This is a genomic window from Pseudarthrobacter sp. NPDC055928 (assembly GCF_042270935.1).
Classification (GTDB): Bacteria; Actinomycetota; Actinomycetes; order Actinomycetales; family Micrococcaceae; genus Arthrobacter.
The window spans coordinates 26,120-41,056 of record NZ_JBHJZH010000003.1 but is presented as its reverse complement, the minus strand read 5'-3'; the positions used below and the strand labels follow the sequence as shown (position 1 = coordinate 41,056).

Sequence of the window (14,937 nt, the reverse complement as noted above, 5' to 3'; positions counted from 1 at the left end):
GGCGGTGTCCGGGGCCAGGCGGGAATGATGGTGCAAAATCCGTCGGGATAGTCTCAAAGGATGGCGACGAAAACCACCACGGCCCTGATCACCGGAGCCAGCGCAGGCCTGGGCGCCGAATTCGCCCGGCAGTTGGCGGCCCAAGGCCACAACCTCGTGCTGGTGGCCCGGGATAGGGCCCGGCTCCAGGAAACAGCGGCAGGCCTGGAACGGCGGTACGGGATCAGGGCTGAGGTGTTGCCCGCGGACCTGACGGACGACGCCGGTGTGGCCGCCGTCGTCGGCCGCCTCACCGCCGTGGAAAGCCCGGTGGGCGTCCTGGTTAACAACGCGGGAACCGGCCTGCTGCACAAGTTCGAGGAGAGCCACATCTCGGCGGAGAAGCAGCATCTGAAGCTGCACGTGGAGTCCGCCATGGAACTGACCCACGCCGCGCTTCAGGGCATGCTCGAACGCGGTTCCGGCCGGATCATCAACGTATCCAGTATTGCCGCATTCCTCCCGCGCGGAACCTACGCGGCTGCGAAGGCGTGGCTGCTCAGCTTCAGCCGCTCGGCAAACGTGGCCTACGGACCGCGCGGTGTGAAGGTCACGGCGGTGTGCCCGGGCTTCACGCACACCGAGTTCCACGACCGGATGGGGGCGGACAAATCGGTGACGCCGGCCTGGACCTGGCTGACAGCCGAGCGGGTAGTGCGTGAAGGATTGGCGGACAACCTCCGCGGCAAGGCGGTGTCCATCCCGTCGAAACGCTATAAGGCCGTGGCTGTGGCGGCGCGGGTGCTGCCGGACAGGCTACTCACGGGCCCGGCGCGCAAGGCTAAATAGCGGAGCAACTCCGGCTGGTCGGGTCCTCACCGCCACCACCACCAGAATGCCTACAAGCGCGCCCACGAACGTTTCCACTCCGCGCTCCAGGATGAGCAGGGAGGGGTCGATAGGCGCTGCCAGCTGCGTCATCAGGAGGATCACCGGCGTGAAGGAGACCATGGCCAGGCCGTAGTGCCGCGCCATAAAAAGCTCAGTACTGAACTGGAATACGATCACCAGGATGGCCAGGACAGCCACTTGGTGGGCAACGAAAAGCGGTGCGAAGGACCAGGGCGCCGGAACAAGGACGACGGCGGTGACGGCCAGCCCGAGGAATGTCCCCACAATGCGGTGGATGCCGCGCCGGACCCGGCTCGGGAGGTCGGCACCGGCCAATGGGACGGCAGCAGCCGCCATGGCCCAATGCGGGTGCCCGCTGCCACTCATCACCCCGAGGGTTCCGGCCAGCCCGACTGCCAGCGTGTACCTGGCCGCATGGACGGCAGCCGCACGGCCGGCAGCACCGCGGAGGGAGACGACGTCCCGTGCGGCGCCCGCCTGCCAGGCCCGGCCGAGGACCCACCCGGCGAAGCCCACCATCATGGAGAAAGTTGCTGCTCCTGCCGCAATCAGCAGGGGGGCATACCAGGGGACCGCCAGGGGGACCGATGCGCAGGCGCCCAGGGCCAGGATGCCAAAGAATGGGCCGTTGGGTTTGAGCTTCACGCGGTCCGAATACACTGATCCGACTCCCGCGAGCACCGCCTCGACAGCCACCAACCACCAGGACTGGAGCTGGTTGACGGACAGGAAAACGCCTACGGCTACGCCGCTGAGGAGTACCAGGGCCGCTTGGGACTGGTGCCGAAGGCGCAGTTGGTGCGATTCGGACCGTCCATACATTCCCGTCAAGGCGCCGAAAACCGCGTAGATGATCAGGTCCGCACGGCCCAGGGCCAGGAGGAGGAGGGACGGGACGGCGACGCTCAGGGCAACGCGGAGCGCGGCCAGGTGGTCGTTGTTCGCGGGTTCCAGCCGGTGGAGGGCGCGAACCTGCCGGACTACGGACTTCACGGCACCCTCCTCTTGTTGTTTGCCTTGGACCGGCGGCATCTCAGAATTATCTCCCGGGGCACGGCTAAGGCCCGCCCCGCGTGCTTCCCCCAAGGAAAGCGCGCGGGACGGGCCTTTGAGCGGGCTGCAAAGACGGCGGCTACAAGACGGCCAGGAAAGGCCGGTTAGTGTTGCTGTGCTGAGATTGTTGCCTAGACTCCGGCCGTAACCTTGTCCGCCGAGGCATCGGTAATGTCCTGGGTTTCGAATGGCATGTCGTCCAGGTCGATCAGCGGGTTATCGTCCTGGGTGGCCACCAGTTCCCTGGCCTCAGCCTGGGTGTCCACGCTGGGCATGGAGCCGGGCAGCGGACGCTGGGCTGATTCCTTCAGGAAGTAAATCGCGACGGCGCCAATCAGGGAGGTGCCCATCAGGTAGTAGGCGGGCATCATGTCGTCACCGGTCGCGGTGATCAGAGCTGCCACGATGAACGGGGTGGTGCCCCCGAAGATGGCCACGGCGAAGTTGTAGGCAATGCCCATCGCGCCGTACCTGTTGGCTGTCGGGAACTGCGCCGGCAGCGCCGAGGCAAGGTTCGCAACATAGAACGTCACCGGGAAGGCGATCAGGGAAAGGCCGGCCAGTGTCGACCAGACCTCGCCGATGCCGATCAGCAGGAACGCCGGGGTTGCCAGCACCACGGTGCTGATGGCACCGATCCACAGCACAGGGCGGCGGCCGATCCGGTCAGACAGCTTTCCTGTCAGGGGAATGCAGAGGCTCATGATGACCAGCACGGGGATGGTCAGCAGCGTTCCGTGGACGGGGTCGTAGCCCTTGGATTCAGTGAGGTACGTCGGCATGTAGGACGTCAGGGCGTAGCCGGCGGTGTTGGCGGCGGCCACAAGGATCATGGCCACGATAAGCGAACGCCAGTAGGCCTTCACGATCCCAACAGGACCCTTAGCGGCGTCGACGTCAGCTGCGGCCGCGTGCTGGCCGAGGGATTCCTGGGCGTCCAGGGTTGCCTGGAACTGGGGGGATTCCTCGATCTTGTTCCGGAAGTAGATAGCGATCAGGCCCAGCGGACCAGCGATCAGGAACGGAATGCGCCAGCCCCATTCCTCCATGGCGGTCTGGCCAAGGGTCAGCTGCAGGACAGACACCAGCGCGGCACCCAGGGCGAAGCCAAGGTAGCTGCCCATGTCCAGGAAGCTTGCAAAGAACCCGCGGCGCTTATCCGGGGCGTATTCGCTCACAAACGTGGTGGCACCGGCGTATTCACCGCCGGTGGAGAAGCCCTGCACGAGCTTGAGGATCACCAGCAGCGCAGCGGCCCAGATGCCGATCTGCGCATAGCCGGGAAGCAGTCCGACGGCGAAGGTGCTCGCCGCCATGAGCATCAGTGTTGCGGCGAGTACTTTTTGCCGCCCCACCTTGTCGCCGAGCCAGCCGAAGACCACACCGCCGAGTGGACGGGCGATGAAGGTGGCGGCGAACGTTCCCAGCAGGAACAGCGTCTGGACGGACTTGTCGGCCTCGGGGAGGAAGACTGGCCCCATGGTGGTGATCAGGTAGCCAAATACGCCGACGTCGAACCATTCCATGGTGTTACCCACGATGGTTCCGCCGAGCGCCTTTTTCAGCATCGGCTGGTCTACGACGTTCACATCGGACTCTTTGAGCCGTCGACGTGTCAGAATCCTTGGTTTCCGCCCACTGGGTGGTGCGGGTGGCATTACATTGTTGGTTCCGCTGGCGCTGGTAGCGCCTGCTGAAGAGTCGGTCACGCTTCGGTCTATGGGCATTTGGGCGACTCCTATGGAGGTCATTTGCTTGCGACTTGTAGCTGCCCCGCTCTGGGCAGGCCTTCAATTTTACGCGAATTCTGTGGCAATTCAGAGTTCGATGCCGTAGGATCACCTGTTTCAGGGCATTTTCGGGGTTTGTCATCTGATTTCTTTTCGCCGCTCTCGCCGCGCCATCACTGGGAATCCGGCGGGTGCGTGCCATCGTTATGCAATCTTTTTCTTCAGCGCGGGTTTTTGGCTGCTTTTGATGGCCGATCCGCGACTAAAAGTGACGCCCGCCACGGCAATTCCGGAAGGTCCGGGCAAGTTTGGAATCCAGGGAGACCCGGCAATCCGGGGGTTCACAAGCCGGGCGCATGCTGCCTATTGTTGTGGCATGGGAATACTGATTTTTGAGTAGGCGGACGCCTGCGGCCCGGATCTCTGGCCCCGTCCACGCTGAACTCGCCAGACAAGCAAATCCTCCTCAGAAAGGTTCCACCCATGACTGAACAAAACGCTCCCGGCAACGACGCGTCTTCCGCGGCCCACGCCGACGAAATGGCAGAGCACGCCGACGCCAAAGGCATCCGTGCAGGTCTCACCGAAGCGCAACGGGCCATGCTGGCCAGTAAGTCCCGCGGCGGCGACGCCGGACTGCAAAGCGTCGGCAAGAGCCACAAACCGACCCATGCAAGTGGTAAGCAAGGGCCGGCCCAGAAGAAAGTCCGCTGGTAGCGCCGGCCCGGCAAGGCAAGTCAGACCCACTGTCGGTAACACTTCATTTCACTGCGGAAAGGAAGAAAATGGCTGAAAAACATGCTGGAACCAAGATCGAACCGGAGGTCGCGGACCATATCGCCGCGGCCATGGACACCCCAGCCATGCCAGGTCCGGCCACCATCGCCGTGACCACTGCCATGGCTGGGGAGAAGCGCTGGCCTGACGGAAACGGCAAGCGCCGGCATCCTAAGGAACACGGTTCAGCACCAGGGCGGATGGGCCACGAGGCCGCCGTCACGGCGGTGCACCGGACCAGCCGCCCGCAGATGCCGCACTCATCCTAGGGAAACGCATCTGACCTGACGACACGGAAAAGACTTGGGGACCCCCGAATTCGGGGGTCCCCAGGTCTTTTCCGTGTCCCAGGGTAAATTGACGCCTCGCCAGCAGCAGCGCCGACGCTAAACTTCCGTCACCACTTCGTCCACGTTTTTGTCCAGCCGCCAGCCGCGCCACACCGGATGCCTGAGCTTCCCAGAGCCCGTCCAGTCCCCAAACGTCACCTCACCGACCAGCCGTGGACTCACCCAACGGGCGTCCGAGGCGTCCTCGCGGGGCACGTCGTTGAACGGTGACGTCTTCCGGGCAAGATCGTCCATTTTCCGGCGGAGTTCCTCAAGTTCACGCAGGCTGAATCCGCTGCCAACCCGGCCCACGTATCGCAGTTTGTTGCCTTCCGGGATGCCGACGAGGAGTGACCCCACCGAACTCCGGCGCCCGCCCTTGCCCGGCCGCCAGCCGCCCACCACCACTTCCTGGGTCTGCTCCAGCTTGATCTTGATCCAGGTCCTGGTCCGCTGGCCGCTGACATACCGGCTGTCCGTCCGCTTAGCCATGACGCCCTCGAGCCCCAACTCCTGTGCGCTTTCGAGGATGTGCTCGATCCGGTCGTCCAGGACTGGGGAGAGCTCCACGGGGCAGGCCGATGGCTCGTGAAACTCCTCCAGCCACTGCCTCCTTTTGTCGAACGGAAGGCGGCGGAGGTCCTTCCCGCCGTCGAACAGGAGGTCAAAAAGCATCAAGCGGACCGGGATTGCGATACGCGCCCTGGCGACGTCGGCGGGCCGGGTCAGTTTCATGCGCCCCTGGAGCACGCCAAAGTCGGGTTTGCCGGAAGGCCCGACGGCGATGATCTCACCATCGGCGACGAATGGCCGGTCCGGCCAACAGGTCCTGTCGGTGAGCTCGGGATAGGTTGCGGAGACGTCGTTGCCATTGCGGCTGAAAATGCGGATCTTCTTTTCGTCCGCGACGATCACGGCGCGGACACCGTCCCATTTGAGCTCAAACTGCCAGTCGCTGCCGTGAAGATCTGCAGCGGCACCGGCAGTGGCCATCATGGGAGTGAAATCTTCAGCGCGGATCGCTGGTGGATGCTCCCCGTCTTCCTTCGCCGCGGGCTCCTCGGGCTCCTCCTCTTCCGCCGGTGCCTTCCGCGGATGGAAAGTGTGGTGGTCCTTGTCCATCAGATGGATCAGCCACTGCCCTTCGGAATCTTTGCCCTGCCCACGGCCGGTATGGATTAACGCGAACTTCTTGGTTCCACCCAGGCCCCCGCCTTCGGAACCGGTCAGGGTGGCGATGACCTCCCGGCCGTTGATCCATTTCTCGAGTTCGTAGGTTCCGTGGTCCCAGATGGTGACTTCCCCGGCGCCGTACTGCCCCTTCGGAATGGTGCCCTCAAACGTGGCGTAGTCCAGGGGATGGTCCTCGGTCTGGACCGCCAGGTGGTTTTTGCCGCCGGTCTCCGGAACGCCCTTGGGCAGGGCCCAGGACACCAGCACACCGTCGTACTCCAGTCGGAAGTCGAAGTGCAGCCTACTGGCGTGGTGCTCTTGGATCACAAAGGTGTTTCCGGTTCCCTCAGCGCCTGTGAAAGGTTCCGGCGTCGCGCTTGGATCGCGCATCGAACGGTACCGTTCCAAGCGGGGATGAGCGCCGCCGTCGTGCTGGTCTTCTACCGCGCTTCCCGGGTGCCCGGCCCCGGTTCCGGTGCCGAGCGCGGCGAAGGGGTCTTTGCCCGCCTTCACCCGCCGCATCACCGCTTTGTAATCCAGGTGCTGGAGGTTGGGGGAGCTGAGCTCCCGCCAGGTCCGCGGAGCAGCCACCGTGGGGGTGTGCCTGCCGCGGAGGGAGTACGGGACGATGGTGGTCTTGGCCGCGCTGTTCTGGCTCCAGTCCACCAGGACCTTGCCCTTGCGGAGGGTTTTCTTCATGTCGCTGACGGCGAGATCGGAATGGTCGGCCTCAAGGGCCCTGGCCAGTTCGTGGGCAAAGTCAGAAATCTGGTCCGAGGTCTGGGTTCCGTCCAGGCCGGCGTAGAGGTGGATGCCCTTGCTGCCACTCGTCACAGGGATGGGGTCCAGTCCGACGTCCTGCAGGATGGCCCGCGCCAGGAAGGCCACCTCAACGCATTCCTCCAGGCCAGCACCTTCGCCGGGATCCAGGTCCAAAACCAGGCGGTCCGGATTCAGCTGCTTGCCGTGGGAATCGACCTTCCACTGCGGCACGTGGATTTCCAACGAGTTGATCTGGCCGAACCACGCGAGGGTGGCGGGATCGTTGACCATGGGGTAGTAGATGGTCCGGTCCTTGTGCGTGATGGCGGCCCGGGGGAGCCAGCCTGGCGCCGAGTCCTCCAGGTTTTTCTGGAAGAACACTTCGCCGGGTTCCGCCGCGGTGCCCACGCCATTGACCCACCGCTTGCGGGTTGCCGGGCGGCTGGCTGCGGCCGGGATCAGGACGTGTGCCACGGCTGCGTAGTAGGCCAGGACATCGGCCTTGGTGGTGCCGGTCTCCGGATAGATGATTTTGTCCAGGTTGGTCAGGGTCAGTTCCCGCCCCGCCACCCTGACACGTTCCTTAGCACCGGCCAAGGGTCTTCACCTCCGGCCCTGTGTGCGGTTCACTTGAGGCATGAGAGCCATCTGGAAAGGTGCCATCGCGTTTGGCCTGGTCAACGTGCCCGTGAAGGTCTACAGCGCCACCGAGGACCACGACATCAGCCTCCACCAGGTCCACAACGCCGACGGCGGCAGGATCCGGTACCAGCGGCGCTGCGAGGTGTGCAGCAAGATCATTGATTATTCGGACATTGAGAAGGCATTTGAGGAGGGTGGCCGGACTGTTGTCCTGTCCAAGGACGAGCTCAAGTCCATTCCGGCGGAGAACAGCCACGAGATCGAGGTGGTCCAGTTTGTCCCGTCGGAGCAGCTGGAACCCATGATGTTCGAGAAGAGCTACTACTTGGAGCCGGACTCGAAATCGCCCAAGGCGTACGTCCTGTTGCGCCGGGCCCTTGAGGACACGGACCGGGTGGCCATTGTCCAGTTCGCCCTGCGCGAGAAAACCCGGCTGGGAGCTTTGCGCATCAAGGACGACGTACTGGTGCTGCAGTCGCTCCTGTGGCCCGATGAGGTCCGCGAAGCAAACTTCCCGGCCCTGGATGAATCCGTCCGCATCTCGGCCCAGGAACGCGAAATGTCCGCGGCGCTGGTGGAGTCCATGGCCGCCGATTTCGATCCGGACCATTTCACCGACGACTACCAGATCCAGCTCCGGACGCTGATCGAAGCCAAGTTGGAAAAGGGCGACTCCCTGGACACCGACGAGACCTTCGGAGTGGAGGCCGGCGAAGGCGGCAAGGGCGAGGTCATCGACCTGATGGAAGCCCTCAAGCGCAGCCTGGACCGGAAGCGAGGGGGCTCTGCGGCGCCCGCTGCCAGCGCCGGCGAGGACGAAGAGGCCGAGGAGGAGGCGGACACCGGAACCAAAGGTGCTGCCGCCAAGTCCACCGCCGCTAAATCGAGAGCAGCAAAGTCGGGTACATCCAGTACTGCGAAATCCGGCACGGCCGAATCCAGTACGGCGAAATCCACTGCCGCCAAAGCCGCCGGAACCAAGTCCACTGCAGCGAAATCGAGCACGGCTAAAACCAGCGCCACCAAGTCCACCACTAGGACTGCCAGCGCCAAGCCTGCGGCAAAGGCCACGACGACGCGGGCGCGTAAGGGTGCCTGATCCTGTAACGGCTAGGCGCGGCCGAGCAAGGGGCCCTGACGCTCCGGGCAGTCGAACGGCTGGTGCGGAGATGGCGGCCGCCTAGGAGTTCCGGAGCGCGGAGATAAGCTCGCTCTTCTTCTTGGCGGAGTAGCCTTTGAGGCCTATTTCTTTGGCCTTCGCTTTGAGCTGCGGAACGGTCCAGTCCTCGTAGTCGCCTGACTTTCCGCCTTTGCGGCCCACGGAAGAGCGGCCTTTCTTGGCTGCCGCGTTCGAAATGCGGGCCGCCTTCTGCTTGGACGCACCGTCCTCCCGCAGTTCCTCATACAGCTCGGGGTCCTTCAGGCTCGGGTTTTTCTTCCCTGGCATGTCATCCTCCTTCAAGCAGTGTGGGTAAGGCGTGCCCAGCAGTTGGTGGTCCCTCATCCTGGGATCGGACGTCGCAACCACTGTCTTCGCTGGTCAGGCTTCCACGCTATGTCCGGGTCCGCGCAAAAACAAGGAAACACTAAGGCTGCTTGCTTTATGGATCCGCACGCAGCTCCGGGCGCTTTACACCCCGGCCGGCTGCGGCCACAATGGGTCGCATCACAGCCTCCACTGTTTGCACAGCGTGCTGTCACTCAGAACCTGTCACAGGAGAGGGACACCGACATGAATGACACAACGGACGTCAAAGAGGCCGACCGTGCATTGAAGCAGAAGCACCGGGCCATGTGGGCCTCGGGAGACTACCCCGCACTAGCCAGCGAACTGATCCTGGACCTCGGCGCCATCCTGGTTGAGGCGTGTGGAGTCAAAGCCAGGCAGCGGGTCCTGGATGTTGCTGCCGGGGCAGGCAACGCTGCCATTCCTGCGGCCATGATGGGCGCCCATGTGGTTGCCGGTGACCTGACACCCGAACTGTTCGACGCTGGACGCCACCAGGCAGCCGACCGCGGCGCAGAGCTTGAATGGGTGGAAGCCGACGCGGAGGCCCTGCCGTTCGGGGACAACGAGTTTGATGTGGTGATGTCATGCCTGGGCGTGATGTTCGCACCTCACCACCAGGCCGGTGCGGATGAAATCGTGCGCGTATGCAAGCCCGGCGGCACCATCGGCCTGCTGAACTGGACGCCTGAAGGGTTCATCGGGAAGATGTTCGCCACCATGAAGCCGTTCGCACCCCCGCCGCCACCCGGGGCATCACCGCCGCCGCTCTGGGGAACAGAGGACCACGTGCGGGAGCTGTTCGGGGACAGGATCACTGACATCAAGGCGGAGAAGCGCACGGTGGTCATCCACAGCTTCCACCAGCCGGAGGATTTCCTGCGGTATTTCAAGTCCCACTACGGTCCCACCATTTCGGTGTACAAGTTCATCGCCGAGGACGAAGAAAAGGTCAAAGCCCTGGACCAGGCCCTCACGGAACTTGCCGACTCCTTCGGCGATGCCCATGGCGACGCCGCGTGGCAAATGGAATGGGAATACCTGCTGCTCACGGCAAGGAAGTCCAAATAATGCCAGGAAACCACGTGGCAACCTCCACAGTCACCATCGATGCGCCCGCGAGCCGCGTCTGGCACGTCATCACAGATCCGGCTGCCGTGAAGATTTTATGTTCGGCGCAGACCTGGTCACGGACTGGACCGTCGGTGGGCCCATCCTCTGGCGCGGAGAGTGGGAGGGCAAGCCTTACGAAGATAAGGGCTACATCCTCGAATTCGAACCTGGCCAGAAACTGGTCCACACGCATTTCAGCCCGCTCGGCGGTGAGCAGGACGCGCCTGAAAATTACCACACCCTGACGTGGACGCTGGAGGAGACGGACGGCAGGACGCAGCTCACGCTCTCGCAGGACAACAACGCCACCGAAGAGGCGGCCGAGCACTCCCAGGGCATGTGGGACATGCTCGTGGCGGACGTCAAGAAAATCACCGAACGCGGCTAACCCCGCCCAACTAGGTAGCAGCAGATGTCGTTATGGGCGCTCATAACGACATCAGCTGCTACCTAGTTGGGAAGTGGGACGCTTAAAAGCCAGCGGCCGCCGTCGTGCCCGTTCCCACAAGGGGAGGGGCACGACGGCGGCCGTCGGCACACTGCCAGTCGAACGACTCTGCTAGTCGAACAACGCGGCTACTTACGCGTCGTGATCCGTTTCCAGGATCTTCACGAGGCTCTCCAGGGCGTCGTCCGCGCCGGTGCCCTCGGCACGAAGCACCACAACATCGCCGTGGGAGGCACCCAGGCTCATCAGGGACAGGATGCTGGCGGCGTCCATCGCTTCGTCGGCCGGCTCGCCTTCACGGGCGATAGTGATGTCGAGGTCGTACTCGCCGGCGGCCTCTGCGAAGATCGCGGCGGGACGGGCGTGCAGGCCTACACGGCTGGCGACGGTTGCGGTGCGTTCTGGCATTTTTGCTCCTTTTGTCTTTCGGCGCCCTGTTGGATTGGCGCCGTTGTTACGTTGTGGTTGAAGCCGGGTCAGACCGTTACGGGAACGGACTCCACGGTAGCAGCGGGTTCGCGGACGGCCCAGCGCTTGAGTGCAATCACTGACAAGGCCGTCACCACGGTTCCTACCACGATCGCGACGACGAACATCAGGAAGTTGTCGATGGCGAAGAACACGAAGATGCCGCCGTGGGGGGCCTTGGATCCCACTGCTGCCGCCATGGAGATGGCGCCCGTGACGGCTCCGCCCAGCATGCTGGCGGGGATGACGCGGAGCGGGTCGGCAGCGGCGAACGGGATGGCCCCTTCGGAGATGAAGGAAGCTCCCAGCAGCCAGGCGGCCTTTCCGTTTTCGCGCTCAGCCAGGCTGAAGCGCTTCTTGTCCAGGACCGTCGATGCCAGAGCCATAGCCAGCGGCGGCACCATACCTGCAGCCATGACGGCTGCCATGATCTGCCACGGAGCCTGGTTGTCTACCGTGGCGGCACCCAGGCCGGCGACGGCGAACGCATACGCGACCTTGTTGACCGGGCCGCCGAGGTCGAAGCACATCATGAGGCCCAGGATGACTCCCAGGACGATGGCGCTTGCGCCGGTAAGGCCGGACAGCCACGCGTTCAGTCCATCGGTGAGGGACTTGATGGGCCCACCGAGGAAGAGGAACATCGCGCCTGATGCAACGATCGAGGCCAGCAACGGAATGATGACAACAGGCATCAGGCCGCGGAGCCAACGGGGCACGGCCCAGCTTCCAATCACGTGGGCGATGTAACCGGCGAGCAGGCCGCCAACGATGCCGCCGAGGAAGCCTGCACCCATGAATCCGGCTACGGCACCGGCAACGAAGCCGGGTGCAATACCTGGCCGGTCGGCGATGGCGTACGCGATGTAGCCGGCCAGCGCAGGGACCAGGAAGCCCATGGACAGGGCGCCGATCTTGAAGAGCACGGCACCGAGGTAGGCGCCGAGCGGGCCCCAAGCGTTATCAGGGAATTCGGTGGGCAGGTTGAAGAGGTTGTTGTCCACCACGATCGCGTCGGCGAAATCGGTGATCAGGTAGCCGCCCATCAGGAAGCCAAGGGCGATCAGCAGGCCGCCACCGGCGACGAACGGGATCATGTAGCTGACGCCCGTCAGCAGGGCTTTCTTCAGCTTCTGGCCGATGTGCTCACCCTTTTCGGTGGCCTCGTTCTCGGCCTGTTCCTCCGCCCCGAAGTGGGGGACGCGGCGCGCATTCGGATTATCGGCTGCAGCGAGTGCTTCCTGGACCATCTTGGCGGGCTCGTCGATGCCGCGCTTGACGGGTGCGTTGATCACGGGCTTGCCGGCGAAGCGCTCCTTGCCACGGACGTCCACGTCCACCGCGAAGATCACGGCGTCGGCGGCGGCGATGACCGCGGGGTCCAGCGGCTTGGCGCCGGAGGAGCCCTGGGTCTCAACCTGCAGGTCCACGCCCATTTCCTGGGCAGCAGCGACCAGCGAGTCGGCGGCCATGTAGGTGTGGGCGATGCCGGTGGGGCACGCGGTCACAGCGACGATGCGCTTGGGGCCTGCGGCTGCAGTGCCAGCAGTGCTGGTTGAGCCTGCCGGAACAGCTGCCGGCGGCGCGTCAGCGGGAACAGCACCTGCGTGGGCTGCCGGCTTGTCCGCCAGTGCGCCGTCCACGAGTTCAACGATTTCCTCACGGGAGGATGCATTGCGCAGGGCTGCCGTGAAGTCCTTCTTGATCAGGGAACGGGCAAGCTTGGACAGCAGCTTGAGGTGTTCCTGGTCTGCGCCCCCGGGGGCGGCGATGAAGAAAATCAGGTCCGCCGGGCCATCTTTGGCGCCGAAGTCCACTTTAGGGTTGAGGCGGGCCATGGCAAGGGTGGGAACGGTGACGGCCTCGGAGCGGCAGTGCGGGATGGCGATGCCGCCCGGGATGCCGGTGGCGGTCTTTTGTTCGCGGGCAAAGGCATCGGCAAAGAGGCCTTCGACTTCGGTGGCGCGGCCAGCGGCAGCTACTTTGCTGGCCAGGTGCCGGATCACGTCCTCGGGCGAGCTGCCCAGGTTCTGGTCGAGCTCGACCAGTTCTGTGGTGATGAGCTGAGTCACTGTCAATCCTTTCGAAGGGCCGTGATGGTTACGGCATCCGGGGTGGTTTGGTGGACTGCCGGGACAGTGGAACCCGGCAGGGAGGCGGCGGCGGCACCGTGTGCCACAGCCTGACGGAGGCAATCGGCCGGGGCGGCGCCCTGGCCGTGGGCGAGCAGGTAGCCGGCCAGCGACGAATCGCCTGCGCCGACCGTACTGACCGCGGCGACCGGCGGATGCGTGGCCAGCCACGCGCCGTCGGCCGTAACCAGGACAGCTCCCTTGGATCCGAGAGTTGCCAACACAGCACCCACACCGGAACGCACGACGGCGGCGGCGGCCGCTGCGGCGGCCTGCGGATCCGCTTCGAGTTCGTCTGCGGTTGACACCGTGGCGAAGCCGGCTGCTGCAGCCAGTTCCGCCAGTTCCTCGGCGTTGGGCTTAAGGAGGTCCGGCTTCCCGGACACACCGTCCTGCATCACATCGTCCGGCGAGGTGCCGGTAACGGCGGCCACGAGCGGCCCGCCAGAGGAGTCGACGGCGATGAGCGGCACGCCGCCGTCGGCCCCGGGACCGTCACCAGTGCCGGCGGAACTACGCAGACGCCGCGCGACGGTGGCGTAGAAGTCGGCCGGGAAGCCCGGCGGCAGGGAACCTGCCAGGACTACCCAGCTGGCGCCGCGGGCGCGCTCCAGGAGCAGCATGATCAGGGCTTCCTGCTCTTCTGCGCTCAGGACCGGCCCGGGCTCGTTGATCTTGGTGGTGACGCCGCCCGGTTCGGTGAGGGCCACGTTGGTGCGCAGTGGCTCGTCAATGGGCAGGGCGGCGAACGGGACGCCGTCGTGGTGCAGTCCGGCCAGGACGGGATCGCCGTCGCCGCCCGGGAGTACTGCGATGGTCTGCAGGCCCGAGGCGACCAGGGCCCGGGAAACATTGACGCCTTTGCCACCGGATTCCTGGCTGACCGAAACGGCGCGCTGGACCTCACCGCGTTCAAGCGGGCCGGGCAGGGCTACCGTGCGGTCCAGGCTGGGGTTGGCTGTGAAAGTGACGATCACGCGATCACCACGTCAACGCCGGCCTCTGTCAGGGCTGCCGCCAGTTCCGGGCTGGGCTCGCTGTCTGTAATCAAGGTGTCCAGATCTTTCAGGGAGGCGAACTGGACCAGTGTTTCTGCGTCCAGCTTGGAGGAATCGGCCAGCACCACAATGCGGCGTGCCGAATGGACGAAGGCTGCTTTGACGGCAGCTTCTTCAGGATCGGGAGTGCTGAGGCCAAAACTGGGGTGGATGCCGTTCGTGCCGATGAAGGCGACGTCCGGACGCAGCCGGTGGGCGGCATCCACTGTTGCCTGCCCTACAGCGGCCTGGGTGAGGCCGCGCACCCGGCCGCCGAGGATCTGGAGGGCGATTCCGGGCGTGCTGGAGAGCTTGGCGGCGATGGGTACGGCGTGGGTGATCACCACGAGCTCGGCTTCAGCTCCGGCCGCGGAAGGTTCGACGGCGGTGCGCCGGGAGAGCAATTCGGCCAGGACTTCGGTGGTGGAGCCGGCGTCGATCAGGATGCTTCCCGAGGAGGTTTGCGGAACCAAAGCCATGGCTGCTTCGGCGATGCGCCGCTTTTGGTCGGGGCGCTGGACCGAGCGTTCGTTGATGCTTTCTTCGGTGGTACTGAACCGGTCTGCCGCGACGGCACCGCCGTGGACGCGGCGAACTGTCCCGGCGTTTTCCAGGGTCGCGAGATCCCGGCGGACGGTTTCGGTGGTGATGCGGAAGCGCTCAGCCAGCAGGGTCACGCTGACCCGGCCGCTGCCGGCAACAAGCTCGGCAATCTTCTGCTGGCGCTCCTCGGCGAACACATACCCTCCGTTGCGTAAAGTCCTGCTGGATTTCTGAGTGACTGGCATCACATGATGTGGAATTACTTGACTTTATCTTTGTTTGTGTTGGTTTGTCAATGGAAACCCACATGAAACAAAGTACGCAGGAGCTTT

At 64.4% G+C, this 14,937-nt stretch carries 14 protein-coding genes; 6 read left to right on the top strand and 8 right to left on the bottom strand.

Annotated features, from left to right (window positions below; all coding sequences use genetic code 11):
* The first annotated feature begins 60 nt into the window (after positions 1–60).
* Positions 61–828, top strand: coding sequence for an SDR family NAD(P)-dependent oxidoreductase (locus ACFC25_RS05405; RefSeq protein ID WP_376044389.1), 768 nt, complete (start codon positions 61–63; stop codon positions 826–828).
* Here the strand turns inward: ACFC25_RS05405 and ACFC25_RS05400 are convergent.
* On the bottom strand, positions 796–1,884 hold the full coding sequence (locus ACFC25_RS05400) for an FUSC family protein (protein ID WP_376044388.1): 1,089 nt from the start codon (positions 1,882–1,884) through the stop codon (positions 796–798). The two genes, ACFC25_RS05405 and ACFC25_RS05400, sit on opposite strands and share 33 nt — an antisense overlap.
* Before the next feature lie 191 nt (positions 1,885–2,075).
* The gene (locus ACFC25_RS05395) at positions 2,076–3,671 is read right to left on the bottom strand and encodes an MFS transporter (protein ID WP_337345566.1); all 1,596 of its coding nucleotides are present in this window, start codon (positions 3,669–3,671) and stop codon (positions 2,076–2,078) included.
* Positions 3,672–4,157: 486 nt separating this feature from the next.
* On the opposite strand from ACFC25_RS05395, the gene ACFC25_RS05390 reads away from it, so the two are divergent.
* Both ACFC25_RS05390 and ACFC25_RS05385 read left to right on the top strand, forming a co-directional pair.
* A complete protein-coding gene (locus ACFC25_RS05390) occupies positions 4,158–4,391 on the top strand; it encodes a hypothetical protein (RefSeq protein WP_376044387.1) in 234 nt (77 codons plus the stop codon).
* A 68-nt stretch (positions 4,392–4,459) separates the two neighbouring features.
* Positions 4,460–4,720 carry a hypothetical protein gene (locus ACFC25_RS05385; RefSeq protein WP_337345568.1) on the top strand — a complete coding sequence of 87 codons (261 nt, stop codon included), beginning with the start codon at positions 4,460–4,462 and terminating at the stop codon, positions 4,718–4,720.
* 117 nt (positions 4,721–4,837) lie between these two features.
* Here ACFC25_RS05385 and ACFC25_RS05380 read toward each other — a convergent pair whose 3' ends face one another.
* Positions 4,838–7,312 carry an ATP-dependent DNA ligase gene (locus tag ACFC25_RS05380; RefSeq protein WP_376044386.1) on the bottom strand — a complete coding sequence of 825 codons (2,475 nt, stop codon included), beginning with the start codon at positions 7,310–7,312 and terminating at the stop codon, positions 4,838–4,840.
* Between the two features lie 40 nt (positions 7,313–7,352).
* On the opposite strand from ACFC25_RS05380, the gene ACFC25_RS05375 reads away from it, so the two are divergent.
* Positions 7,353–8,456, top strand: a complete 1,104-nt coding sequence (locus tag ACFC25_RS05375) for a Ku protein (RefSeq protein WP_376044385.1) — start codon at positions 7,353–7,355, stop codon at positions 8,454–8,456.
* Positions 8,457–8,537: 81 nt separating this feature from the next.
* Here ACFC25_RS05375 and ACFC25_RS05370 read toward each other — a convergent pair whose 3' ends face one another.
* Complete coding sequence (locus ACFC25_RS05370) at positions 8,538–8,804, bottom strand: Rho termination factor N-terminal domain-containing protein (protein ID WP_337345571.1); 267 nt, start codon at positions 8,802–8,804, stop codon at positions 8,538–8,540.
* A gap of 285 nt (positions 8,805–9,089) precedes the next feature.
* Between ACFC25_RS05370 and ACFC25_RS05365 the strand changes: the two genes are divergently transcribed.
* Both ACFC25_RS05365 and ACFC25_RS05360 read left to right on the top strand, forming a co-directional pair.
* Positions 9,090–9,935: a class I SAM-dependent methyltransferase gene (locus tag ACFC25_RS05365; protein WP_376044384.1), complete on the top strand. Its 846-nt coding sequence runs from the start codon at positions 9,090–9,092 to the stop codon at positions 9,933–9,935.
* A 97-nt stretch (positions 9,936–10,032) separates the two neighbouring features.
* Positions 10,033–10,365, top strand: coding sequence for an SRPBCC domain-containing protein (locus ACFC25_RS05360; protein WP_376044383.1), 333 nt, complete (start codon positions 10,033–10,035; stop codon positions 10,363–10,365).
* A 192-nt stretch (positions 10,366–10,557) separates the two neighbouring features.
* Here ACFC25_RS05360 and ACFC25_RS05355 read toward each other — a convergent pair whose 3' ends face one another.
* The 4 genes from ACFC25_RS05355 to ACFC25_RS05340 form a co-directional block, all read right to left on the bottom strand.
* On the bottom strand, positions 10,558–10,833 hold the full coding sequence (locus ACFC25_RS05355) for an HPr family phosphocarrier protein (RefSeq protein ID WP_131133329.1): 276 nt from the start codon (positions 10,831–10,833) through the stop codon (positions 10,558–10,560).
* A 68-nt stretch (positions 10,834–10,901) separates the two neighbouring features.
* Positions 10,902–12,965: a fructose-specific PTS transporter subunit EIIC gene (locus tag ACFC25_RS05350; RefSeq protein WP_376044382.1), complete on the bottom strand. Its 2,064-nt coding sequence runs from the start codon at positions 12,963–12,965 to the stop codon at positions 10,902–10,904.
* A gap of 2 nt (positions 12,966–12,967) precedes the next feature.
* A complete protein-coding gene (locus ACFC25_RS05345; RefSeq protein WP_376044381.1) occupies positions 12,968–14,002 on the bottom strand; it encodes a 1-phosphofructokinase family hexose kinase in 1,035 nt (344 codons plus the stop codon).
* Positions 13,999–14,802: a DeoR/GlpR family DNA-binding transcription regulator gene (locus ACFC25_RS05340; RefSeq protein ID WP_337345626.1), complete on the bottom strand. Its 804-nt coding sequence runs from the start codon at positions 14,800–14,802 to the stop codon at positions 13,999–14,001. The genes ACFC25_RS05345 and ACFC25_RS05340 overlap by 4 nt, the downstream gene beginning before the upstream one ends.
* Positions 14,803–14,937: the final 135 nt, after the last annotated feature.